General features: G+C 62.6%; 27 protein-coding genes and 1 tRNA gene. 11 read left to right on the forward strand and 17 right to left on the reverse strand.

All coding sequences use genetic code 11. The annotated features are described in order from the left end of the window. The 5 genes from CGK93_RS14245 to CGK93_RS14265 are packed head-to-tail and all read left to right on the forward strand — an operon-like array spanning position 1 to position 2,115. Positions 1-300 (forward strand): hypothetical protein, encoded by a 300-nt coding sequence (locus CGK93_RS14245; RefSeq protein WP_089595403.1) that lies wholly within the window; start codon positions 1-3, stop codon positions 298-300. Next, positions 297-524 (forward strand): DUF7620 family protein, encoded by a 228-nt coding sequence (locus tag CGK93_RS14250; protein WP_089595404.1) that lies wholly within the window; start codon positions 297-299, stop codon positions 522-524. The genes CGK93_RS14245 and CGK93_RS14250 overlap by 4 nt, the downstream gene beginning before the upstream one ends. After that, on the forward strand, positions 521-907 hold the full coding sequence (locus CGK93_RS14255) for a putative phage holin (protein ID WP_089595405.1): 387 nt from the start codon (positions 521-523) through the stop codon (positions 905-907). The genes CGK93_RS14250 and CGK93_RS14255 overlap by 4 nt, the downstream gene beginning before the upstream one ends. Further along, complete coding sequence (locus CGK93_RS14260) at positions 904-1,680, forward strand: hypothetical protein (RefSeq protein WP_089595406.1); 777 nt, start codon at positions 904-906, stop codon at positions 1,678-1,680. The genes CGK93_RS14255 and CGK93_RS14260 overlap by 4 nt, the downstream gene beginning before the upstream one ends. Before the next feature lie 3 nt (positions 1,681-1,683). Beyond that, positions 1,684-2,115 carry a hypothetical protein gene (locus CGK93_RS14265; protein WP_089595407.1) on the forward strand — a complete coding sequence of 144 codons (432 nt, stop codon included), beginning with the start codon at positions 1,684-1,686 and terminating at the stop codon, positions 2,113-2,115. Positions 2,116-2,133: 18 nt separating this feature from the next. On the opposite strand, the gene CGK93_RS14270 is transcribed toward CGK93_RS14265, so the two are convergent. The 8 genes from CGK93_RS14270 to CGK93_RS14305 form a co-directional block, all read right to left on the reverse strand. Beyond that, positions 2,134-2,337: a hypothetical protein gene (locus CGK93_RS14270; protein ID WP_089595408.1), complete on the reverse strand. Its 204-nt coding sequence runs from the start codon at positions 2,335-2,337 to the stop codon at positions 2,134-2,136. Next, entirely contained in the window at positions 2,337-2,720 is a 384-nt protein-coding gene (locus CGK93_RS14275) for a hypothetical protein (protein ID WP_089595409.1), read from the reverse strand. Before CGK93_RS14275 ends, CGK93_RS14270 begins: the two co-directional genes overlap by 1 nt. Before the next feature lie 265 nt (positions 2,721-2,985). Then, positions 2,986-3,387 carry a DUF6221 family protein gene (locus tag CGK93_RS14280; protein WP_089595410.1) on the reverse strand — a complete coding sequence of 134 codons (402 nt, stop codon included), beginning with the start codon at positions 3,385-3,387 and terminating at the stop codon, positions 2,986-2,988. Next, on the reverse strand, positions 3,384-3,692 hold the full coding sequence (locus CGK93_RS14285; RefSeq protein WP_089595411.1) for a DUF6221 family protein: 309 nt from the start codon (positions 3,690-3,692) through the stop codon (positions 3,384-3,386). Before CGK93_RS14285 ends, CGK93_RS14280 begins: the two co-directional genes overlap by 4 nt. Before the next feature lie 238 nt (positions 3,693-3,930). Then, positions 3,931-4,003, reverse strand: a tRNA-Val gene (locus tag CGK93_RS14290). Positions 4,004-4,058: 55 nt separating this feature from the next. Next, complete coding sequence (locus CGK93_RS14295) at positions 4,059-5,015, reverse strand: NAD-dependent protein deacetylase (RefSeq protein ID WP_089595412.1); 957 nt, start codon at positions 5,013-5,015, stop codon at positions 4,059-4,061. After that, positions 5,012-5,515 carry a peroxiredoxin gene (locus CGK93_RS14300; protein ID WP_089595413.1) on the reverse strand — a complete coding sequence of 168 codons (504 nt, stop codon included), beginning with the start codon at positions 5,513-5,515 and terminating at the stop codon, positions 5,012-5,014. Before CGK93_RS14300 ends, CGK93_RS14295 begins: the two co-directional genes overlap by 4 nt. Continuing rightward, positions 5,512-5,931, reverse strand: a complete 420-nt coding sequence (locus tag CGK93_RS14305; protein ID WP_089595414.1) for a DUF3052 domain-containing protein — start codon at positions 5,929-5,931, stop codon at positions 5,512-5,514. The genes CGK93_RS14300 and CGK93_RS14305 overlap by 4 nt, the downstream gene beginning before the upstream one ends. 381 nt (positions 5,932-6,312) lie before the next feature. On the opposite strand from CGK93_RS14305, the gene aceE reads away from it, so the two are divergent. The 6 genes from aceE to CGK93_RS14335 all read left to right on the forward strand — a co-directional run bounded on the left by aceE (position 6,313) and on the right by CGK93_RS14335 (position 14,395). Beyond that, entirely contained in the window at positions 6,313-9,138 is a 2,826-nt protein-coding gene (aceE, locus tag CGK93_RS14310; RefSeq protein WP_198318226.1) for a pyruvate dehydrogenase (acetyl-transferring), homodimeric type, read from the forward strand. Between the two features lie 204 nt (positions 9,139-9,342). After that, positions 9,343-10,587, forward strand: coding sequence for a PucR family transcriptional regulator (locus CGK93_RS14315; protein ID WP_089595416.1), 1,245 nt, complete (start codon positions 9,343-9,345; stop codon positions 10,585-10,587). An 88-nt stretch (positions 10,588-10,675) separates the two neighbouring features. After that, complete coding sequence (locus CGK93_RS14320) at positions 10,676-11,605, forward strand: ACP S-malonyltransferase (RefSeq protein ID WP_198318227.1); 930 nt, start codon at positions 10,676-10,678, stop codon at positions 11,603-11,605. Next, positions 11,602-12,663, forward strand: coding sequence for a beta-ketoacyl-ACP synthase III (locus tag CGK93_RS14325; RefSeq protein ID WP_089595418.1), 1,062 nt, complete (start codon positions 11,602-11,604; stop codon positions 12,661-12,663). The genes CGK93_RS14320 and CGK93_RS14325 overlap by 4 nt, the downstream gene beginning before the upstream one ends. Before the next feature lie 117 nt (positions 12,664-12,780). Continuing rightward, complete coding sequence (locus tag CGK93_RS14330; RefSeq protein WP_011692310.1) at positions 12,781-13,026, forward strand: acyl carrier protein; 246 nt, start codon at positions 12,781-12,783, stop codon at positions 13,024-13,026. A gap of 133 nt (positions 13,027-13,159) precedes the next feature. Continuing rightward, on the forward strand, positions 13,160-14,395 hold the full coding sequence (locus CGK93_RS14335; RefSeq protein ID WP_089597463.1) for a beta-ketoacyl-[acyl-carrier-protein] synthase family protein: 1,236 nt from the start codon (positions 13,160-13,162) through the stop codon (positions 14,393-14,395). 155 nt (positions 14,396-14,550) lie between these two features. On the opposite strand, the gene CGK93_RS14340 is transcribed toward CGK93_RS14335, so the two are convergent. The 9 genes from CGK93_RS14340 to lepB (CGK93_RS14380) all read right to left on the reverse strand — a co-directional run bounded on the left by CGK93_RS14340 (position 14,551) and on the right by lepB (CGK93_RS14380) (position 22,312). Next, positions 14,551-15,054, reverse strand: coding sequence for a DUF3145 domain-containing protein (locus CGK93_RS14340; RefSeq protein ID WP_026005636.1), 504 nt, complete (start codon positions 15,052-15,054; stop codon positions 14,551-14,553). Between the two features lie 238 nt (positions 15,055-15,292). Then, positions 15,293-16,192, reverse strand: a complete 900-nt coding sequence (locus CGK93_RS14345; protein WP_198318475.1) for a tyrosine recombinase XerC — start codon at positions 16,190-16,192, stop codon at positions 15,293-15,295. An 87-nt stretch (positions 16,193-16,279) separates the two neighbouring features. Further along, positions 16,280-17,512 (reverse strand): DNA-processing protein DprA, encoded by a 1,233-nt coding sequence (gene dprA, locus CGK93_RS14350; protein WP_089595419.1) that lies wholly within the window; start codon positions 17,510-17,512, stop codon positions 16,280-16,282. Continuing rightward, complete coding sequence (locus CGK93_RS14355) at positions 17,509-19,050, reverse strand: YifB family Mg chelatase-like AAA ATPase (protein WP_089595420.1); 1,542 nt, start codon at positions 19,048-19,050, stop codon at positions 17,509-17,511. The genes dprA and CGK93_RS14355 overlap by 4 nt, the downstream gene beginning before the upstream one ends. Next, positions 19,051-19,416 carry a YraN family protein gene (locus CGK93_RS14360; RefSeq protein ID WP_198318228.1) on the reverse strand — a complete coding sequence of 122 codons (366 nt, stop codon included), beginning with the start codon at positions 19,414-19,416 and terminating at the stop codon, positions 19,051-19,053. Positions 19,417-19,519: 103 nt separating this feature from the next. Then, positions 19,520-19,864, reverse strand: a complete 345-nt coding sequence (locus tag CGK93_RS14365; protein WP_089595421.1) for a DUF2469 domain-containing protein — start codon at positions 19,862-19,864, stop codon at positions 19,520-19,522. 103 nt (positions 19,865-19,967) lie between these two features. Continuing rightward, the gene (locus CGK93_RS14370; protein WP_089595422.1) at positions 19,968-20,744 is read right to left on the reverse strand and encodes a ribonuclease HII; all 777 of its coding nucleotides are present in this window, start codon (positions 20,742-20,744) and stop codon (positions 19,968-19,970) included. Beyond that, on the reverse strand, positions 20,744-21,637 hold the full coding sequence (lepB, locus tag CGK93_RS14375) for a signal peptidase I (protein WP_089595423.1): 894 nt from the start codon (positions 21,635-21,637) through the stop codon (positions 20,744-20,746). The genes CGK93_RS14370 and lepB (CGK93_RS14375) overlap by 1 nt, the downstream gene beginning before the upstream one ends. After that, entirely contained in the window at positions 21,638-22,312 is a 675-nt protein-coding gene (lepB, locus tag CGK93_RS14380; protein ID WP_089595424.1) for a signal peptidase I, read from the reverse strand. Positions 22,313-22,335 lie beyond the last annotated feature (23 nt).

Consider the following 22,335-nt stretch of genomic DNA (forward strand, 5'->3'; position numbering starts at 1 on the left):
TTGATTGACGGAATCCCCGCATGGGTGGGCCTCTCCAGCCCCGTGGCGGCCACGCTGGCAGTGTTCTGGCTGGTCTTCACGGGGCGCTTGGTAACCCGGGCATCACACAACGACGTCGTGCAGGTCTACGAGAAAACACTCACCCGGACGGAAGCGGACCGGGACGGGTGGAAAGCCTCGTCCGAACGGAAGGGCGAAACCATCTCAGTGCTTGCCAACGCCAACGCCGAACTACTCGAAACGGCCCGCACCACAAAGCACGTCATGACCTCTCTGCAGGAAGCAGGTGGTACGTCGTGAAGTGGTTCAAACGAGCGCAGCCAAAAGCACCGAACCTGACCAGCCCGGATCCCGAACCGCTGGCGAGGGACCTTGCAGAGGCGGCACAGATGCACGTCATGGCCGAACGGCAAGCACACACCGCCTCCGTCGCCGCCAACGACCTCCGCCAAGTCAACCTCCGAAACGGTTTCGCGCCGGCCATAGAAGCATCCATCATCCGAAAGTTAGGAGGCGCCACGTGAAGAAGAAATGCATCTTGAAGGGTGTCATCTTCACCACCATTGGCCTCTCCATCCTCGCAGTCTATTGGCTGCTTGGCCTGCCAGGGCTGTACATCGGCTACGTGGCCGGTTCGTTCTGGGTAGCCCTGCCGATCATCTACTGGATCACGGCCCCGGACTGGTGGAAGACGCGGACCGGCCGGGCACTCATGATGCTGCTGGCGTCGTTGGCGTCCCTGTTCATCCTGATCATCACCAGCGGACTCTTCGGCGCTACACCACTGCGGGAGGTCTTCCGCCTCGTGATCTACAGCGCAGTTCTGGTGGCCGCCGTCCGGCTGGCCGTCCTCTTCTTCCAGCTCCGCCTGGACGCCGACTGGACAAACGATAAGGACAAGCGATGAAGCAGTTGATCACCCCGAATCCGAACATCAAGTGCTATCCGGGTTGGTGCTTGATGTACGTCCGTCAGGCGTTCGGACTGAATGGCCTCTACCCAAGCGCCACCGCCGGGTGGAACGCGGCCCGGTATAAGCACCGGGACCGCAACTTCCCCGCCGGCCGGTGGGTGCCGGTCTGGTTCCACCTCGGGGAGGAACCACTGGGCCACGTTGCCTTGATGGCCCCTGACGGGTCGGTGTTCTCCACGAGTGACCCCAGCAACACCCCGCACCACCACCCGAACCTTGACCACCTCCTGTCCTACTACAGGGCACTCCGCCCCACCTACCTCGGCTGGACGGAAGACATCGAAGGCGTGGCCGTAGTCAAGGCCGCTGATTCAATCAACCTCACAGGCTCCACCACATCAGAAGGAGACGCCGACATGGCCGCACTCGATTACATCCAGGACATCGCCTACGAAGGCTGGAAGGACAAGGACGGTAAGCAGCATCCCGGCTTCATGCTGGTCATCGAAGAGAACCAGCGCCGCCTGGACGGGCTCACCCAGTTGATCCTCCCGGGCGTGAGTGGCGAACGCAACGCCGGCCCCATCCCGCAGATGCTGGCGGACCTGCAGGGCGGCCAAGCTGCGATCCTCTCCGCGCTGGAGAACCTCGGCAAGGGCGAACCCGTGGACGTCGAAGCCATGAAGGAAGCGGCGCGAGCGGGCGCCGCGGAAGCACTGGCCGGGCTGGAAGCCATCGCCACCGTCACACTGAGCCAGGAAGGCTGACCCATGGCTGATCACGTTGCTGTCCCGTCGCAAGTCGCGAACCCGTGGCGGGCTGTTTGGCGGACGTTCTGGGAGGTGCTGGTCCCTGCCGTGCTGCTGGTTGTCACGGTGGGCCCAACCGTCCTGAACATCCTTGCTGAAGAGCTCGGCGCGGTCCTGCCTGCCGGGATCATCGCCTGGCTGCTGGGCGCGGCCGGTGTTCTCGCAGCTCTGGCGGGCGCGTTCGCACGCATCGCAGCGATCCCCCGGGTGAATGAGTTGCTCAAGGGGGTCAAGCTTGATGCCGGCGCACCCGTAGCGCCTAAGGCTGTCACTGGTCATATCACCATCGAAAACGGCGGCCTGACTGTAACCGGTGAGACCAAGCTTGATGCCGAGCCGTCGTCTGGAAACCTGTACATCGACAGCAACGGCATCGTCCGCCGCAAGGAGTAACGCGAAGACCCCCACCCTTTACCGGGTGGGGGTCTTTTTGTCGTTGGCGGGCATCACTGCCCGGAGATCGTTTCCGACCGCTTCCCAATCAGAAGGGCGTTCGCGCTTCAACCTCCGCTTCATGAGGCTTCCAGTGGTCCGGCCGGAGAGATCCATCATCGCCAGGAACCCGGAGACCTTACTCTCAAACTCTGTCGCCGCGTGGTCATAGCGTTGCGGCATCAGCCCTCCAGCCGTTCCAGCAGGTCCTTGTGCTTCTCCGCGAGTCCACGGACCAACGCCAGCGCGTCCTCCTGGTGGACGTAGCGTCTGCCTTCTTTGAGGTAGTGTCTCGCGTTGTTGAAGTTGAGGTCTCGCGGGTGGACCATCGGGGTTTGTGCCTGAGCCATCAACTTTTCGTAGTGCTGACGTCTCTCGTCCTCGGCCATCTGCCGTTTCCGTGGGTGGCACTCATCGAGGTGGTCTGAGGCCTCATCCTCGCAGACGTGGAACGCTCCGCCGAAGGTGCGGAAGTCGCAGAGCTGACACTCCAGCACGTACCAGTCATCCCGCACGCTGTCATGCTGTGGGACGGCTTCCATGTAGGGGAGAGTCGTGACGCTCATTGGCTAACTCCGTTCCCTTGGCACTCGGGGCAGTATGTTCGACGTCCTTTGGCGGGCCCTAGGAGTCCCTTTCCCTTGCACTTTGGGCAGGGAATGGCGATGAAAGTGTTCTGGCCAGATTCCACTTCATGCTTGTGCTTAGCTACCTGCACATCAAGAGGATCGCCGCCGTAATAGTTAGGGCGCCAACGGCAGCTACAGAACCACTCGCCGTTGTCAATTGGAATCCAGTAGTGATTCGGTTCTGCGATAAATGACTTCGCCACTACGCCCACTCCTTCCGATAATCAGGATGATCAGAGTAGACGGCGGCGAGGGCATAGAGGATGCTGTCCGCGCTGCCTTCGTCCTTGCCGCCCATCTCAGACGTTAGTGCGCTATCCAGCCACGCAACGTCGTCCGTCAGCTCGATGACACGTCGCTTTGCGGCGCACTCGGCAAGGACGCGGGCCGGGTTATTGCGGGCGATGTGATCGGCGTAGGAGGACGCGACTGTGGTGCCCACTGGAGCGAGGCGCAGGCCGAACACTTCCCGGAATGTATTGCCCCAGTAGGGGCCGGCGCGTGAGGGTGAATCTGCTGCGGCTTGGGCAGCGGCATCGTCTTCGGCTATGCGGGCAAGCAAGAACTCCACTATTGGCTTGGTTGAGTCTTCCAAGTCGCTCATTTCGCCCAGGCGCTCTCATAGTTGGGGTGGAAGCGGTAGATGCGGGCGAGGATCTTCAGGGTCCGCTCTCCCTCATCGGTTGGGTAGGTGTCGCACGCATCGAAGAGCGAGCGTTTGGCCTCACACTCGGCCATGGATCTGAAGGGGTTACCAACGAGTCCGCCTTGGAGTGCTTGCTCGTCGTCTTCTATGCGGCGCTCAACGAATCGGCGCAGGTCCTCGTAGTCCCGTTCGGTTCGGCCCCAAGCAACTGCCCTCTCCATGTCCTCATGGGCGGCCTGGATTTGCTCGTTGGTGTTCGTCATACCCCAATTGTCCCAAGGATCGCGGGGAATTAACAGGCGCCACTGTCTGGGAGGCGCTGAGAGGATTCTGGGAGAGTCCGCTGCATCGCGCCACTTTCACTCACTTCAACTTTGGGCATGGTTCCCAAAACTTTCCAAACCTTCCCTACCCAACATTCCCCCACCAACACGCCACTAAGGGCACGAAAAAGCCCGCCGTTCCGGTGTTTCTACCAGAAGGGCGGGCTAGGGAATTTCGTGGGTCCTACCGGGATCGAACCGATGACATCCACGGTGTAAACGTGGCGCTCTACCAGCTGAGCTAAAGACCCATGGTGCGGTTTCAGTGCCTCAGCGCTTCAACCAACGAACAATGACTCTACATGATCAATCGGGAGAAACACCAATCGGCGGATTCGCGCTGGGAATATCCGGCAGGTTCCGTGCCAAATAATCCAAGGCGCCGCTGACGCCGAGCTCGAGTTTCAGGGTCGCATAGCTGTCACCCCGGGTAGCTCCCCGATTGATAATGACTACCGGCTTTTCGGCCTTGGCAGCGTGGCGCACGAAGCGCAGCCCGCTCTGCACCGTCAGGGACGAGCCTGCTACAAGGAGTGCCTCCGCTTGATCAACCATGGCGTAGGCGCGCTCGACGCGGTCCTTGGGAACGTTCTCGCCGAAATAGACGAAGTCGGGCTTAAGTGTCCCTCCGCACCTGGGACAAACCGCCATGACGAACGAGGTGATGAGCTCCGGATCCTCAACCGTTGCATCAGCATCCGGAGCCATTTCCACCAGCCCGGATTCAAGGGCTGCATTAAGGAATCCCGGATTAATCTCCTCAAGGATCGCTGCAATGAGCCGTCTGCTGAAAGTATGGCCGTTCTCCAGGCAGACCACCTGGTCAAAGCGCCCGTGCAAATCCACCACGTTGACGCTGCCGGCTTCCTCGTGGAGCCTGTCCACGTTCTGGGTGATGAGGCCGGACAGGAGGCCCCTGCGCTCCATCAGCGCCACCGCTGCGTGTCCGGCGTTGGGGTCGGCATGCCTCAAGTGGGACCACCCAAGGTGGTTCCGGGCCCAATAGCGCCTGCGGTTGGCCTCGCTGCCGATGAACTCCTGGAAGGTCATGGGGTTCCGGGGTGCAGAACCTGGTCCTCGATAATCCGGAATACCGGAATCGGTGCTCAGTCCGGCGCCCGTCAGCACAGCCAGACGCTTTCCACCCATGGCCTCTACAACCTGCCTGACGGAAAAAATCTCCTCGGGATCAAGCTGCGCCGCCGGCGCAGGAGCCATGCTGGCAAAACCAGTCATGCCCACGCCGGGCCGGCCGGTGCTCATGCTCGCTGCTGACCCAGCGCCATGAGCGCGAGACGGTATTCAGCCAAGTCCCTCGCTTGTCCACGTGGATTGACTACGACGTACCGGATGATCCCCGCGGCGTCGATGATGAACGTTCCCCGCAAAGCCATACCGCTGACGTCGTCGAAAACCCCGTACGACCTGGCTACCGCACCGTGAGGCCAGAAATCGGCCAGCAGATCAAAGCCATAGCTTTCCTGTTGGGCGTAAGCGCGCAGAGTGAATTTACTGTCCACGGAGACCGCAAGCACCACGGCGTTCGAGTCCTCGAACGCCGCAATATTGTCGCGAATCTCACAAAGTTCACCGGTGCAGATCCCGGAGAACGCGAAGGGGTAAAACACAACAACTACATTGCGGCCCCGGTAATCCGACAGGCGGACAGGCTCGCCAAACTGGTTTACGAGCTCAAAGTCCGGCGCAGCTTGGCCCGGCTGCGGAACGACCGCAGGAGCCGGCGCCAGTCGGACATCGGTCACTTGTTCTTCTTTGGCACCAGTCGGGTGGCGCTCCAGTCTTTCGACACCCCGGCAGAGGTGGTGAGGTGCAACCCGGATGTGGGGGCCGCATCCTGGATATCAGCCGGAGAAACGTAGTTGTCACGGCCGGACTTAGGGGTCAGTACCCAGACAACTCCACCTTCCTTCAGCGTGGTGAGCGAATCCATGAGGGCATCAACAAGATCACCGTCGCCATCCCGCCACCAAAAGACAACGGCATCTACTACGTCGTGGTCGTCTTCATCCAACAGCTCAGAGCCCGTCACATCTTCAACGTCATCACGCAAGTCGAAGTCGACGTCGTCGTCGTAGCCGCGCTCCTGAATCAGATCCCCATCTTTGAAACCCATTCGTTCCGCCACATTTACCGATGTGGCGGCGTCGGCCTCGCTCACGTTTCCTCCTTTTGAAGTGACTTCCATTACTAACAGCCAACACCCTTTGGGCGTGTGCTTCAAGCCATTGTCCCTGCCACGGGCCACATTCCGCATTCCCCGGGGTGTTTCGGGGCTGTGACAATCACGTGCTTTCCGTCACGCAGGCCGGCGGGGTGTGACATACAACGCCCTTCAGGGCCCACGGCTACGCATCCCAGCGCAGTGAAAGCTAGAGTGGCCATGAGCGCTCTGGCTGCAGGGCGATCGCCCCGCAGAATTCTACTGGGCAGCCAAGCGCTCACAAGACCTGCCCGGCGCATCCGACCGGGCTGTTGAAACCGAAATGTCGCACACGACGCGTTCACGACGGGCAGTTACCCTGCCAGACCTGAGGCGCCGATGCATGCGCCTAAAGGAAGGTTGGACGTGGCTGCAGGAGAAGAGACCTCACACATCCTCAGCGGGTTGACTGCCCAGCTGCCTGATCGTGATCCGGAAGAGACCGCTGAGTGGATTGAGTCCCTTGATGCGTTGATCGCGGAGCAGGGTACCGAGCGTGCCCAGTACATTATGCGGAGTTTGTTGCAGCGTGCCGGCGCGAGGTCGGTGGGTGTGCCGATGGTGACGACCACTGATTATGTGAACACGATCCCGGTGGACCAGGAAGCAGAGTTTCCGGGGAACGAGGAGTTCGAGCGCCGGTACCGTGCGTACATGCGCTGGAACGCCGCGGTCATGGTCCACCGTGCGCAGCGGGCCGATATCGGGGTCGGCGGGCATATTTCCACCTACGCCGGGGCCGCGACCCTGTACGAGGTGGGGTTCAACCACTTCTTCCGCGGCAAGGACCACCCCTCCGGCGGGGACCAGGTGTTCTTCCAGGGCCACGCGTCCCCGGGCATGTACGCCCGGGCGTTCATGGAAGGGCGTTTGACGGAGGAGGACTTGGACGGGTTCCGTCAGGAAAAGTCCAAGGCCGGCCATGCCCTGTCTTCCTACCCGCACCCGCGCCTGATGCCGGATTTCTGGGAGTTCCCGACCGTGTCGATGGGTATCGGCCCGATGAACGCGATCTACCAGGCCCAGTCCAACCGGTACCTGCAGAACCGTGGCATCAAAGACACCAGTGACCAGCAGGTCTGGGCGTTCCTCGGCGATGGGGAAATGGACGAGCCCGAGTCCCGTGGCCTGCTCCAGCTCGCCGCGAACGAGAACCTGGACAACCTGAACTTCGTGATCAACTGCAACCTCCAGCGCCTGGACGGACCGGTCCGCGGCAACGGCAAAATCATGCAGGAACTCGAAGCGTTCTTCCGCGGTGCGGGCTGGAACGTCATCAAGGTCGTCTGGGGCCGGGAATGGGATTCCCTCCTGGAAGCAGACCAGGACGGGGCGTTGGTGAAAATCATGAACGAAACCCCCGATGGTGACTACCAAACCTACAAAGCCGAGTCCGGCGGGTTCGTGAGGGAACACTTCTTCGGCAAGTCCCCGCAGACCAAGGACATGGTCGCGGACCTGGACGACGAACAGATCTGGGGCCTCAAACGCGGCGGCCACGACTACCGCAAGGTCTACGCCGCGTACAAGGCAGCGACCGAGTTCAAGGGCAAACCCACCGTGATCCTGGCCAAAACGGTCAAGGGCTACGGACTGGGCCCGCACTTCGAAGGCCGCAACGCGACCCACCAGATGAAGAAACTGACCATGGAAGACCTCAAAGCCTTCCGTGACCACCTCCGCATCCCCATCAGCGATGACCAACTCGACGCTGACCTCTACCGGCCCCCGTACTACCACCCCGGCATGGACGCCCCGGAAATCAAATACCTCATGGAACGCCGGGCCGAACTCGGCGGGTTCGTCCCCGAACGCCGCCGCAAACACACCGACGTCACCCTGCCAGAGGCGAAGTCCTACGACGTCGCCAAACGCGGCTCCGGGAAACAACAAGCCGCCACCACCATGGCCTTCGTCCGGCTCCTGAAAGACCTGATGCGGGACAAGAACTTCGGCGCCCGGTTCGTGCCCGTCGTCCCCGACGAATCCCGCACCTTCGGAATGGACGCGTTCTTCCCGACCGCGAAAATCTACAACCCCAAAGGCCAGAACTACCTCTCCGTGGACCGCGACCTCGTCCTGGCCTACAAAGAATCCCCCGCCGGACAACTGATCCACCCCGGCATCAACGAAGCCGGCGCCGTCGCAGCCTTCACCGCCGCCGGCACCGCCTACGCCACCCACGGCGAACCCCTGGTCCCGATCTACGTGTTCTACTCCATGTTCGGCTTCCAACGCACCGGGGACTCCTTCTGGGCCGCAGCAGACCAAATGACCCGCGGCTTCATCATCGGCGCCACCGCAGGACGGACCACCCTCACCGGCGAAGGACTCCAACACGCCGACGGACACTCCCCCATCCTGGCCTCCACCAACCCCGCCGTGAAAACCTACGACCCCGCCTACGGCTACGAAATCGGCCACATCATCCGCCACGGCCTCGAAGAAATGTACGGCCCCGACGCTGACAGCGGCGCTGACGCGCAAGGCAGCGGAACTGCATCCGATAAAAACGTGATGTACTACCTCACCGTCTACAACGAGCCCATCACCCAACCCGCGGAACCAGAGAACCTGGACGTCAACGGGCTCCTCAAAGGCATCTACCGCCTCGCCGAAGCACCCACCGCGGACGGCACCAACACAGCGAACCGGCCCACCGCGGCCATCCTCGCCTCCGGCGTGTCCGTGCCCTGGGCCCTCGAAGCCCAACGGATCCTCGCCGAAGACTGGAACGTCGCCGCCGAGATCTACTCCGTGACCTCCTGGAACGAACTCCGACGCGACGGACTCGCCGCCGAAGAACACGCCTTCCTCAACCCCGGCCAACCCGCCCGCACCCCGTTCATCACCGAACAACTCGCAGGCCACACCGGACCCGTCATCGCCGTGACCGACTACATGAAAGCCGTCCCCGACCAAATCCGCCAATTCATCCCCAACGACTTCGCCTCCCTCGGAGCAGACGGCTTCGGCTTCTCCGACACCCGCCAAGCCGCACGCCGCTACTTCAAAAACGACACCCACTCCATCGTCGCCAAAACCCTCCAACTCCTTGCCGCCAAGGGAGAAGTTGAAGAAGGTGCCTTGGAGAAGGCCATCGAGAAGTACCGACTCCTGGATGTGAACGCCGGCACCACCGGCGGCGCAGGCGGCGACGCCTAACCACCGCAGGAAAACCCTCGGACGCTGTCCGGTACCAAGGGCCACTCCAGCACCAACGAAACGGCGGCTTCCACCGAAAGGTGGCGGCCGCCGTCGTGGTTTAAGCGTGTGGGAAGACGACTCCCGTGCATGTGATTAGCAACAACGCAAGTTGTAGCCTTCTCACAAATGGAGCTTGCCCGGGATGGGCCGTATGCTCATTCCATGGCAGAGCCGAGCAAAACCACCACCAAGCGCAAGGCAGCAACCCAGGCATTGTCGCCTGAAAAGGCCGAAACTCTGCGTCAACTCCGCGCCAACGTGGGCCAACTGTCCACCAGCACCATGCGCCAACTCGAGAAGTCGCTGCCCTGGTACAGCCGTTTGAGCTCCGATGAGCGCTCGGCACTGGGGCTCGTGGCACAGAACGGCATCGCGGCGTTCGTGACCTGGTACGAACGCCCCAGCTCGCCGTCCTGGATCCTCACGGACGTGTTCGGCAACGCCCCCACAGAACTGACCCGATCCATCAGCCTGCAAAAAGCCCTGCAGCTGATCCGCATCGTCGTGGAGGTGGTGGAGGACCAGGTTCCGGTGATCGCGCCTGAATCGGACCAGCCCTCACTTCGCGAAGCCGTCCTCCGGTACTCGCGGGAGGTGGCCTTTGCTGCTGCGGACGTCTACGCCCGGGCAGCCGAGTCCCGCGGCTCCTGGGATACCCGCCTGGAAGCACTGATCGTGGATGCCATCCTTCGCGGTGAGAATACCGATGCTCTGCGGTCCAGGATCGCAGCCCTTGGCTGGAAAGCCCAGGAGCGCTTCACAGTAATGGTGGGCAATTCGCCGTCAGAACCGAGCGCCAGCTACGTCAGCGAGCTTCGCCGGACTGCCGGGCGTTTCGCCGAGGACGCCCTGGTGGGAATCCAGGGTGACCGGCTCATCCTGATCCTTGGTGGTGTCCAGGACCGTGACACCGCGTACCTCAAACTCAGCGAACTTTTTGCGCCGGGCGCAGTGGTCTATGGTCCCGAGGCCGGGTCTTTGTTGGAAGCCAGCAGCTCGGCCCAGGCAGCATTCGCTGGCCTCACTGCCGCCCGCGCGTGGCCCTCCGCCCCACGACCAGTTGCCGCCGACGACCTCCTTCCAGAGCGTGTTGTCTCCGGTGACGACGCCGCCCGCAGGTCCTTGATCAAAAACATTTACCGGCCGCTGCTTGCCGCCTCCAACGGCTTGGTGGAGACCCTGGGAACCTATCTGGAGCTGGGGCATTCCCTGGAGGCCACGGCACGCGAACTGTTCGTCCATGCCAACACAGTGCGCTACCGTTTGAAGCGTGTCTGCGACGTGACAGGCTGGGATCCGCTCCTCCCAAGGGAAGCTTTTGTCCTCCAAACTGCCCTGGTGGTAGGCCGGCTTTCAGCCCAACCGAAAGCCGCTCCCGAACGTCATACGTCGCGTTCACAGAACTGAACCGTTGTAGACTTCCTACAAACTGACCCAGTGAGCTTGGTGTACCAAAACACCAGTGGATCACGTGGCAATTTGGAAAGCTGGATACGTGCTTGCAATCGTCTGCCCTGGACAGGGCTCCCAGACCCCCGGATTTTTGGCCCCTTGGCTGGAACTCCCCTCCGTCGAAGGCCAACTGGCCAACCTGAGCGAGATCGCAGGCATTGACCTCAAGGCCCACGGCACCACCTCGGATGAAGAAACCATCAAGGACACTGCGGTGGCCCAGCCGCTGATTGTTGCGGCAGGGCTGGTAGCTGCCACGTCTCTTTTTGACGTCGAGCTCAGCACCCTTCCCGTGATCCTCGCTGGCCACTCCGTCGGTGAGATCACGGCTTCTGCCTTGGCCGGCGTCCTCACGGAAGCTGAAGCCATGACCTTCGTGCGGGAACGCGCCAACAGCATGGCCGCCGCAGCCGCTGTCACCCCCACCGGCATGAGTGCTGTGGTGGGCGGCGATCCCGCTGAGGTACTGGCAGCCATCGAAGCCGCCGGGGCAACGCCCGCGAACGTCAATGGCGCCGGACAGACAGTGGCAGCAGGAACCTTCGACCAGCTCAAGGCATTGGCAGAGAATCCGCCGGCGAAGGCACGCGTGATCCCCCTCAAGGTTGCGGGAGCATTCCACACCTCCCATATGGCTCCGGCCGTCAGCGCGCTTGAGTCCCTCAAACCGTCGCTTTCACCGCAGAACCCGGCCGTTCCCTTGCTGTCCAACTACGACGGCAAGGAAGTCACTGCCGGACCTGCCGCCGTCGACAGCCTGATCGCCCAGGTTTCCCGTCCCGTCCGCTGGGACAAATGCATGGAAACGCTCGTCGGCCGTGGTGTCACCGGCGTGATCGAGCTGGCCCCTGCCGGCACCCTCGCGGGACTCGCCAAGCGCGGCATGCCCGGCGTCAAGACCGTTGCCGTCAAAACCCCGGATGACCTGTCCGCGGCTCTCGCCCTCTTCGCAGAATTGGAGGGACAGGCATGAGCACTCCCGTGTTGAACAAGGCTGTTGTCAACGAGAATGCCCGTATCCTGGGCATCGGCGCCTACCGCCCCGATGTCATTGTTACCAACGACGACGTCTGCCAGTGGATCGACTCCTCCGACGAGTGGATCCGCCAGCGCACCGGCATCATCACCCGCCACCGTGCTGCTGCTGACATCAGCGTCATTGACATGGCTGAAGGCGCCGCACGCGAAGCGTTGCAGCAGGCTGGAATCGAAGCGTCCCAACTGGGCGCCGTAATCGTGTCCACCGTGACGCACCCTTACGCTACGCCGTCGGCTGCCGCTGCGCTCACCGAACGTTTGGGCGCGACGCCGGCACCCGCCTTCGATATCTCGGCCGCCTGTGCCGGGTACTGCTATGGCGTGGCCCAGGCCGATGCCCTGGTTCGTTCCGGCGCAGCACAATACGTCCTGGTTGTTGGCGCGGAGAAGCTTTCCGATGTCATCGACAACCACGAACGCACCATCTCGTTCCTCCTTGGCGACGGCGCAGGTGCTGTGGTGGTTGGCCCGTCCGACACTCCTGGCATCGGCCCCTCCGTCTGGGGCTCAGACGGCAGCAAGTGGGACGCCATCGGCATGACCCACTCCCTCGAGGACGTCAAGAAGCTGGGCGAGTCCGCCCGGCACTCCGATGAAATCGACGATCCCGCCATTCTTTCGGCAACACAGGATGTTTGGCCCACCCTGCGGCAGGACGGTCAGACCGTGTTCCGCTGGGCCGTGTGGGAGATGGCCAAGGTTGCCCAGCAGGCACTGGACGCCGCCGGAATTGAAGCAAGCGACCTCGCTGCCTTCGTTCCGCACCAGGCAAACATGCGGATCATCGACGAGATGGTCAAGAAGCTCAAGCTTCCCGAATCCGTTGTCATCGGCCGCGACATCGCCCAAGCGGGCAATACCTCCGCGGCGTCGATCCCGCTGGCAACGCACCGCCTGCTTCAGGAAAACCCTGAACTGAGCGGCGGCCTGGCCCTGCAGATCGGGTTCGGCGCCGGTCTGGTCTTCGGCGCCCAGGTAGTGGTCCTGCCGTAGACCGGGACTCGTCCCGGCTACCACCAGCCAACTGAATACGACTTACAAACCCAAACCGTAAACCGCGGTTTGCCCCCTTTCCGGCAGTAGCCGGTACAACAAGAAAAGGAGCCAACAATGGCTAGCAACGAAGAAATCCTGGCCGGCCTGGCTGAAATCGTCAACGAAGAGACGGGCCTCGCCACCGAAGCCGTAGAGCTCGACAAGTCCTTCACCGAGGACCTGGACATCGACTCCATCTCCATGATGACCATCGTCGTCAACGCTGAAGAGAAGTTCGGCGTCCGCATTCCGGACGAAGAGGTCAAGAACCTCAAGACCGTCGGCGACGCCGTCAGCTTCATCGCCAACGCACAGGCCTAGTCCTGACACCAGCTGTGCCGGGCCGGGATTATCGTCCTTGCGCCCGGCACAGCCGCAATACCACCCAAAGATTTTTTTGCCTCCCCTTGTGAAAGCTGCAGGAGGGATGGCTGATCCGACAGAGAGTGATCGCATGGCACGCAAAGTAGTCATAACCGGTCTGGGGGCCACCACTCCCATCGGCGGCGACGTACCCACAATGTGGCAGAACGCGCTGAAAGGGGTCTCCGGCGCCCGCACGCTCGAAGACGAGTGGGTGGCCAAATACGACCTCCCCGTTCACTTTGCTGCCCGGTGCTCCACGCCGGCACTTGAGGTTCTGAACCGCGTCGAGGCCAAGCGCATGGACCCATCCACGCAGTTTGGTGTCATCGCCGCACGTGAAGCCTGGTCCGACTCCGGTATCGAAGAGATAGACCACGACCGTCTGGCAGTAGCCTTCGCCACGGGCATCGGCGGTGTTTGGACCCTCCTGGATGCTTGGGACACGCTCAGGGACAAGGGCCCGCGCCGGGTCCTGCCCATGACCGTTCCCATGCTCATGCCCAACGGCGTGGCCGCAGCGGTCAGCCTCGACCTCGGCGCCCGCGCCGGAGCGCACACCCCCGTTTCGGCGTGTGCGTCCGGCACCGAAGCCCTCCACCTCGGCCTGGACCTGATCCGCTCCGGCAAAGCAGACGTCGTTGTGTGCGGTGGCGCTGAAGCTGCCATCCACCCGATGCCGTTGGCCGCGTTCTCCTCCATGCAGGCATTGTCCCGCCGCAACGACGAGCCGGAGCGTGCCTCCCGCCCGTACGACACCGACCGCGACGGTTTCGTCATGGGTGAAGGTGCCGGCGCACTGGTCCTTGAGGCCGAGGAACACGCCATTGCCCGTGGCGCCCGGATCTATGCCGAACTGGCCGGAACGTCCGTCACAGCGGATGCTTACCACATCACCGCACCGGACCCCGAAGGCCTTGGTGCTACCCGCGCTCTGAAGGCGGCAATGTTCGATGGCCGCATCCAGGCCGAGGACGTGGTCCACGTCAACGCACATGCCACGTCGACTCCTGTCGGTGACAAGCCCGAGTACACGGCGCTGCGTGCTGCTCTGGGGACCCACGTAGACAACGTGGCGGTCTCTGCCACCAAGTCGCAGATGGGCCACCTCCTGGGCGCTTCAGGGGCCGTTGAAGCAGTATTGACCGTGCTGGCGGTCTACGAGCGCAAGGCCCCAGTGACCATCAACCTCGAAAACCAGGATCCCGAGATCCCCCTCGACGTCGTGACGTCCGTCCGCGATCTTCCCAGCGGCGACATCGTGGCACTGAGCAACTCCTTCGGCTTCGGCGGACACAACGCCGTCATTGCGGTCAGGAACGTCTGACCGCACTTGGAGCACGCTCCTTTATCGAAGCTTGGTTGAAACATGAGAAGGGCCCCACCACCAGGTGGGGCCCTTCTCACTGCTATGGAAGACGCTGCTTCTTGTTGGATGCGGCCGGCGGACTTTGTGCGGTCCGCTTACCTGGTGCTGCTCCGCTAACCGACCTGGTGCAACCAGCGAACCGGAGCGCCCTCTGCTGCATGCCGGAAGGGTTCGAGTTCCTCGTCCCACGCCTCACCCAGCGCCAGGGACAACTCGTGGTAGACAGCTGAGGGGTCACCTGCACCTGATTCATAGGCATAGCGGATGCGGTCCTCGGTAACCATGATGTTGCCATGGACGTCGGTGACGGCATGGAAAATTCCAAGCTCCGGGGTGTGGGACCAACGGGCTCCGTCCACTCCCTGGCTCGGTTCTTCGGTGACCTCATAACGCAAGTGGGCCCAGCCCCGAAGGGCCGACGCCAACTGCGCCCCCGTGCCGGGCGTTCCCGTCCACGACAACTCCGCCCGGAACATTCCAGGCGCAGCAGGTTGAGGGGTCCACTCAAGATCGGTCCGCTTGTCCACGACCGATCCAATGGCCCACTCAACGTGCGGGCAAAGTGCCGTAGGGGCCGAGTGCACAAACAGGACACCGCGGGTTGTTGCAACAGACATTCCATCCTCCATAGCTGTAGGTACGTCTTCCCCAACGACCTCTGCCTGGATGTTTGCTGTTGCTGCCGGATGCCATGAAAACTCTGTGGGCCCTGACAGGCTATTCAGTTATGTGAAGTGCTACTGACGATCTTGGCATAAGGATAACCCTCAACTGTGAATTGAAGGTTTCCCCGTGGTGCTCTTATTTTGCCGTACGGCGCCGGTTTCCGCCAGTGCGGCTCATGAGCGGTCCTGCTCAAGCCCTGGGGTGCGCCTGCTGATAGCTTTTCCTCAGCCGGTCCACGGACACATGGGTATAAATCTGCGTGGTCGCCAGGCTGCTGTGTCCTAGAATTTCCTGGACGGCGCGCAGGTCCGCTCCCCCGTCCAAAAGGTGGGTTGCCGCGCTGTGCCTGAGCGCATGCGGTCCCGTGGCCGACGTATCGCCCAAAGCTTGCAGCAACTCGCTGACAACGGCCCGGATCTGGCGTGGATCAACCCGGTTGCCCCGTACGCCCAAAAAGAGGGCCGGTCCGCTGCTGGGGGTGACCACTGCAGGACGTCCCCGACGAAGCCAGTCATCGACTGCCACAGCTGCCGGGACCCCATACGGGACAGTCCGCTCCTTGTTTCCCTTGCCCAGGACCCGGAGAGTCCGCCGGTCCGGGTCGAGGTCATCAATATCCAGGCCGGCAAGTTCTCCAACGCGAACTCCGGTGGCGTACAGGAGCTCCACCATGGCCCGGTTGCGAACAGCCATGGGGCCTCCTTCTGAGGCTGCCGTATTCAGGTCATCCACCATCCGGGTTACCTGCTGCTGCTGAAGGACTCCTGGCAGAGATTTGTCCCGTTTGGGTGCCTGAAGCCGGATCGCCGGGTCTGTGGCAATGAGTTCCTCCCGCAGGGCCCAGGCGGTGAAAGACCTGGCCGTGGCAGCCCGGCGGGCCAGGGTCGCCCGGGCCATGCCCGCTTCACTTTGCGCACCCAGCCAGCGACGCAGGGAACCCAGCTCGAGCTGGCCGAGCTCTTCGATACCTTCCTGCACGGCAAAACCGAGGAGGCTCTCCACATCTGCAAGATAAGCACGCACAGTGTGCGCCGACCTCGCCCGTTCACCCTCCAGGTAGCGGCGAAAGCCAGCAAGGGCGCTGAGCATCGATGATGGCAGTGATTGTCCGTTCACACGTCCCACTGTGCCAGCATCGGGCACCAACAGGTCGGATCAACATGTTTCCAATCCTGCTCAGGTGTTTTTGGCCCGTTTCCAGGCGCCACGTTCCGAGCTGGCCAATCCCATGAGTCCCAGCCGACCGAGGCCTGCACGCACAGCATCCGGGCTCAGGCCCGCCACCACGGTCAGCTTCTCCACTGAACTGGTGGATCGGAGGGGCAGAGCATCCAGAAGAATGAGATCTTCCAGCGACAAGCCATCGTGCACTGACGTGTCGGCGCTTTTTTCCTCACTGGTGGATTCTCCGATCGCCCCGGCCAGTTCTGCAATCTCGCCCACGTCAGTGACGCAGACAGCTCCTCCGTCCCGCAGCAGGCGGTGGCAACCTGCCGAGTTGGCGCTGTGAATGGATCCCGGAACTGTCGCAACAACCCTGCCGATCGATTCAGCATGATGAGCAGTGTTAAGTGCACCGGAGCGCCAACGAGCCTCCACCACGACGGTGACGGATGCCAGCGCGGCAATGATCCTGTTCCGCTGCAGGAACCGGTACCGGGTAGGGGCTGACCCAGGCGGCACCTCCGAGATGACAGCCCCCTGGGTGGCGACAGCCCGAAGCAGGTCCTCGTTGCCGGAGGGGTAGAAGCGGTCCACACCGCCGGCCATCACGGCAATGGTGGGCAGCCCGGCTCCCCCACCACTGAGCGCCCCACGGTGCGCATGGGCATCGATGCCATAGGCCCCTCCGGAGATCACCGCGTAGCCACGCTGCGCCAAGCCATACGCGAAATCTCCCGTAACGGACGCACCATAACTCGTACTGTCTCTTGACCCCACCAAGGCAATGGTTCGACCCAAGGGCGGCAGCGGCTGCTCCTGGCCCCGCCACCACAAACAGAGCGGTTCCTGGAGTCCAAGGTCCTCCAGTTGCTCCGGCCATAACTCATCCCCGGGAATGATCAAGCGCCCACCCAGGCGACGCATGGTTTCAAGGTCGCGTTCCGGGGCGAGGTCACCAACGCGCGGCGCCCATCTCCGGAGAGTAGCCGGGAGCCCCACCCACGTGGACGGTCCCCCGGCCTCAACCAGCAGGGCGGACACCTCCTGCTCCACGGTGGGACCTGTCGCCAGTTCCCCGGTGGCCACGCCCAGGGCATCAACCGCCCCGAGAGCCCGTACCAAGGCGAGCCCCACGGAGTCCTGCGGCTCCATGAGCCGGGCAAGTGCTGCCCGCGCAATCCGTTCTTTGTCCTGCATCCCCATTGCTGCCACTGGATTGCTTCCCTTCGATTCAATGTCTGTCATGTCGCACCCGCCGCTTGTCGCAGCACGAGCGCCTGGCCGATGTGGTCAACATCCGGTGTCCCGCCGTGTCCCAGGTCGGCGAGCGTCCATGCCAACCGAAGGACGCGATCGTAACCGCGGGCAGTCAACGTGCCTCGTTCCAATGCGGTGTCCAGGATCCGGGTGGTCCCCGACGACAGCCTTAGTTCGCCTCGCAAGGTGCGTCCTGGAACTTGAGAGTTCGTTTCAAGCCCCAATTCCCGCAGCCGATCCAACTGGGCTTCCCTCGCTGTCAATACCCGGGCCGCTACAGCGCCTGTGTCCTCTTCCCGTCCTGCTTGACCGAAATCCGCCAAGGAGACCCGTTCAACCTGGAGCTGGATGTCTACCCGGTCCAGCAGCGGGCCCGACATCCTCCCGAAGTACCGCCGCCGCATCATGGCAGTACATGTGCAGTCCATACCCTTGCCTGACGCCTTCCCGCACGGGCAAGGGTTGGCAGCAAGGATGAGTTGGAAACGGGCTGGGTATGCCGCCGTTCCTGCCGAGCGGTGAATGACCAGTTCCCCACTCTCCAGCGGCTGCCGGAGCGCATCGAGCACTCGGCGCTCATACTCCGGGGCTTCGTCCAGGAACAACACACCGCGATGCGCCCGGGAGGCAGCACCCGGGCGCGGGAGCCCGGATCCACCGCCAATGATGGCCGCAGCTGTGGCACTGTGATGCGGGTTCTCGAAAGGCGGCCTACGGATCAGCCGAACGGCCGATGATTGCACGGCGGCCAACGAATGGATGGCCGTCACCTCCATCGCAGCGTTATCTGCCAAATCCGGGAGCAGTCCGGGCAGACGCTCCGCCAGCATTGTTTTTCCAGCACCCGGCGGCCCTGTCAGCAACATGTGGTGGCCGCCGGCGGCGGCGACTTCAAGGGCCCGGCGCGCCTCGCCTTGGCCCGACACGTCGCAGAGGTCCGGCACCATGGCATGGTCGCCGTCGTCGTCGTCAGGGACGCAGCAGTCCCCGGGGTCGTAGTCGAGGGCCAACTCCTTGGGGTCGGCCCCGAAGTCGAACGCAAGCCTGGCGAGCGTCTTGTACCCGCGGACGTTCGCCCCCGGTACCAAGGAAGCCTCCGCGGCGTTTGAGTCAGCTACCACGATGTCCGGATAGCCAGCCTGAACGGCCGCCATCACCGCCGGCAGAATGCCCCGGACCGGCCGCAACCGACCGTCCAAGCCCAGTTCCGCGATGAAGACCGTCCCGCCGATGGAACGGACGTCGTTGGCTGCGCAAAGAACCGCCATGGTGATCGCCAGGTCAAAGCCGGAGCCCCGTTTTGGGAGGGACGCCGGAATCAGGTTGGCTGTGATCTTTCGCCGGCTCAGCGGTATCCCGGAGTTTTGGGCAGCCGACCGGATTCGTTCCTTGGCTTCATTCAGTGCAGCGTCCGGCAGGCCCAGAATGACAAAGTTCGGAAGCGTCTGGCCGATATCGGCTTCAACCTCCACGATGTAGCCGTTGAGGCCCACCAGGGCAACGCAGTAGCTGCGCCCCACCCCCATTCAGCCCACACCCCGCAGGTGGTCAAGCTCAGGCTCGCCCACGCCGTCGTCGATGACCGACACGACGTCGACGCGTCTGCGGGGTGCCTTCAGCTCATGTTCCCGGCACCACCATGAAGCCAAGCGGTGGAGCCGGGCCAACTTGGCAGTCCCCACCGCTTCAAAAGGATGCCCGTAGGCAAGGCTCCGGCGGGTTTTGACTTCAGCCACCACCAGGGTGTCTCCGTCGATCGCGACGATGTCGATTTCACCGTCTGCGCATCGCCAATTACGATCGAGGATCCGCATCCCCTGGTTTTCCAGAAAACCGGCCGCCAGGGCCTCGCCGCTCCGGCCCAGCAGGTCTTTTGCTCTCATGACCATCACCTCCGCTTACCAGCTTTCCGGCTGGCGGCGGTGGGCGGCAGGGGCTCACGATGCTATGTGGGTAAACCCTCCTGGATCACTGCTGTGGAGGAAGAGTCAGAAGCTAGTTTCCGAGATCGCCCAAGTCTCCGAGCCCGCCATCCTTGGGCAAGGACAGGTCTTCACTGCGGGGCAGTTCTTCAACATTGACGTCCTTGAACGTGATCACGCGGACGTTCTTCACGAAACGGGCTGAGCGGTAAACATCCCATACCCAGGCATCCTGCAGGGTCAGGTCGAAGTAGACTTCACCGTCCGCGCTGCGTGCCTGTAAATCCACATGATTGGCCAGGTAGAACCGTCGTTCAGTTTCCACGACGTAGCTGAACAGACCGACAACATCCCTGTACTCGCGGTAGAGCTGCAGCTCCATGTCGGTTTCATAGTTCTCAAGGTCCTCGGCACTCATAGTTCCATCTTGCACTATCTGCCGGGCGGCACGCGCCACAGTCAGCGCCACACGGTCCCCGCCCCCAAGCCACAGCAGAGCCGCAGCACTGTGCGGTGTGCCGTCAGCCGGCGTCAGGCCCCGTCAGGTTCCAACTGGTCCGGTGGTAGGCGCTGGGCCCCTGGAGCCGGATCACATCCCTGTGGGCGGAGGTGGCATATCCCTTGTTCTCGTTCCACCCGTAGGCAGGGACCTCCGAATGGAGGTCAACCATGATGCGGTCACGGGCCACTTTGGCCAGGACGCTGGCGGCGGCAACGCTGAGGCAGCTCATGTCTGCTTTGACACGGGTATGTACGGGAGCCTCGCACCAAGGTCCCGGTGTGGGCTCGTCAAAGAGGGAAGCCTGAACATCCGGGGAGAGCCAGTTGTGGCTGCCATCCAGGAGGACGACGTCGGGCGTGGTTCCGCCGGCCAGGATCTCCAGCCACGCACGCGTCCCTGCCAGGCGCAAGGCGGCAATAATGCCAATGTCATCAATTTCCCTGGACGAGGCGTGCCCTACGGCGGAGGCAACCGCCCATTCGCGGACCAAGGGTTCCAGCCTGTCACGGTCCTCGGGCTTGAGAAGTTTGCTGTCCCGCACATCGGCCAACAAGCCATGATCCTCGAGGTTGACCACAGCAATCCCTACACTGACGGGTCCTGCCAGGGCGCCACGGCCCACCTCATCCACACCGGCCAGCAACCGCACGCCGGGCGTCAGGAAGGACCGCTCCACGTCAAGGGTGGGGAAACCCACAGGGCTCTTGGCCTTGGTGGTGGGCTTGGCCTTCTTCTTGGTCTTGGCCGGGACTTTGACCTGAGTCTTGCCCGTGGGGCCGGCAGCCGTTGTTGCCATTACTTTGCCGGGATGCTTTCGGGGACATCACGGAAGACGTCCGGAAAGTTGTCGAGGTAGGTCCAGCGATTGACGGGCCAGGCTATGACAGTGGCCCTGCCCTCAATGTCTTCAATGTTGATGAAGCCGCCGTTGCTCTCCTGGTGGGCCCGTGAGTCCGCGGAATGATTGCGGTTATCGCCCATCACCCACACCTTGCCCTCCGGAACAACGATGTCGAAGGCATTCGGCTGCGGTATCTCCGCCGGGTTGATGTACGTCTCATCCAACGGCACACCATTAATACTGACACGACCCTGGGCATCGCAGCAGGAAACCCGGTCCCCGGGAAGCCCGATGACACGCTTGACGAGGTGCTGCTCATTGTCGTCGGCAGCCAACCCCACAAACTCCAGCGCGTCCCCCACCCAGTCCATGGGGCCGGCCGGCTCTTTGGCCACCGGCGTCAGCCAGTTCTGGGAGTCCTTGAACACCACAACATCGCCACGTTGCAGGGCGAAAGGTTCAGGAACCAGGAGGTTGATGAAGATGCGGTCGTTGACGTCCAGGGTACTTTCCATGGATTCCGACGGAATGTAGAACGCCCGGAAAAGAAAAGTCTTGAGCAGGAAGGACAGCACCAAGGCGATGGCCACCACGGTCACAATCTCTTTGACCCAGACAAGCACAGGGTTTTTGCGGGGCTTCTCCACTGCGTGGGCACCGCCCGTGGATTCACGGGCGCCTGGATTGCCGTTGTCGCCAGCAGAGCCGGCAGAGCCGGCAGTGCCGGCAACACTTGACGCGTCGTCGGGTTGGCGCGAAGCATCCACCCCGGCGGCAGGTGCCGTTCCGTCCGAGACCCGGGCGTCGTCGTCGTACCGCTCGGGATTCTCTGGAGCTTTGTCCGGCATCTACTGTCCGTTCTTCGATGTTTCGGCCTGCGTAGAGCGAGGCATCTCTGCAAATCTATCAAGTGGCCAGATGATCTGGACCGGTCGTCCGATCACGCGTTCCACAGGAACCATGCCGCCACCCGGTGCACCCAGCAGTCCCCGGGAGTCCGCAGAGCGAGAGCGATGGTCGCCCATCAGCCACAGGCGGCCCTCGGGTACCACGACGTCGAATTTTTGCTTGCTGGGTTCATCCCCTGGATACACATAGGGTTCCTCAACCGGCTGGCCGTTGACTGTGAGGTAGCCGCTGGAATCGCAGCATTGGACCCGGTCCCCTGCAACGCCGATGACCCGCTTGACATAGGTGGTGTCACTGCCGGTCAGTCCAAACCACTGGCTTGCAGCCGAGACGGCGTCAACAAAAGGGCCTTGGCCGCTGCTCAGCGGAGCGAACGAGCCACGGCCGTCGAAGACCACGATGTCACCGCGGCGGATCGGCTCGGAGGTAAAGGCTGTCCGTGACACCAGGATCCTGTCCCCTGCCCCGAGGAGGGGTTCCATGGATTCGGACGGGATGTAGTAAACGTCCAGCCACAAGGACCGGACCAGTCCGCTGATGGCTACAGCGAGGACCAGCGCCAGGAAAACAAAACGCCAGCCCTGTTTCCGGGGCTGGCGTTCTGATGTGTCCATGACTCGTATCCCTGTTGCGTTGC

The sequence above is a fragment of the Arthrobacter sp. YN genome, from assembly GCF_002224285.1.
Taxonomy (GTDB): domain Bacteria; phylum Actinomycetota; class Actinomycetes; order Actinomycetales; family Micrococcaceae; genus Arthrobacter.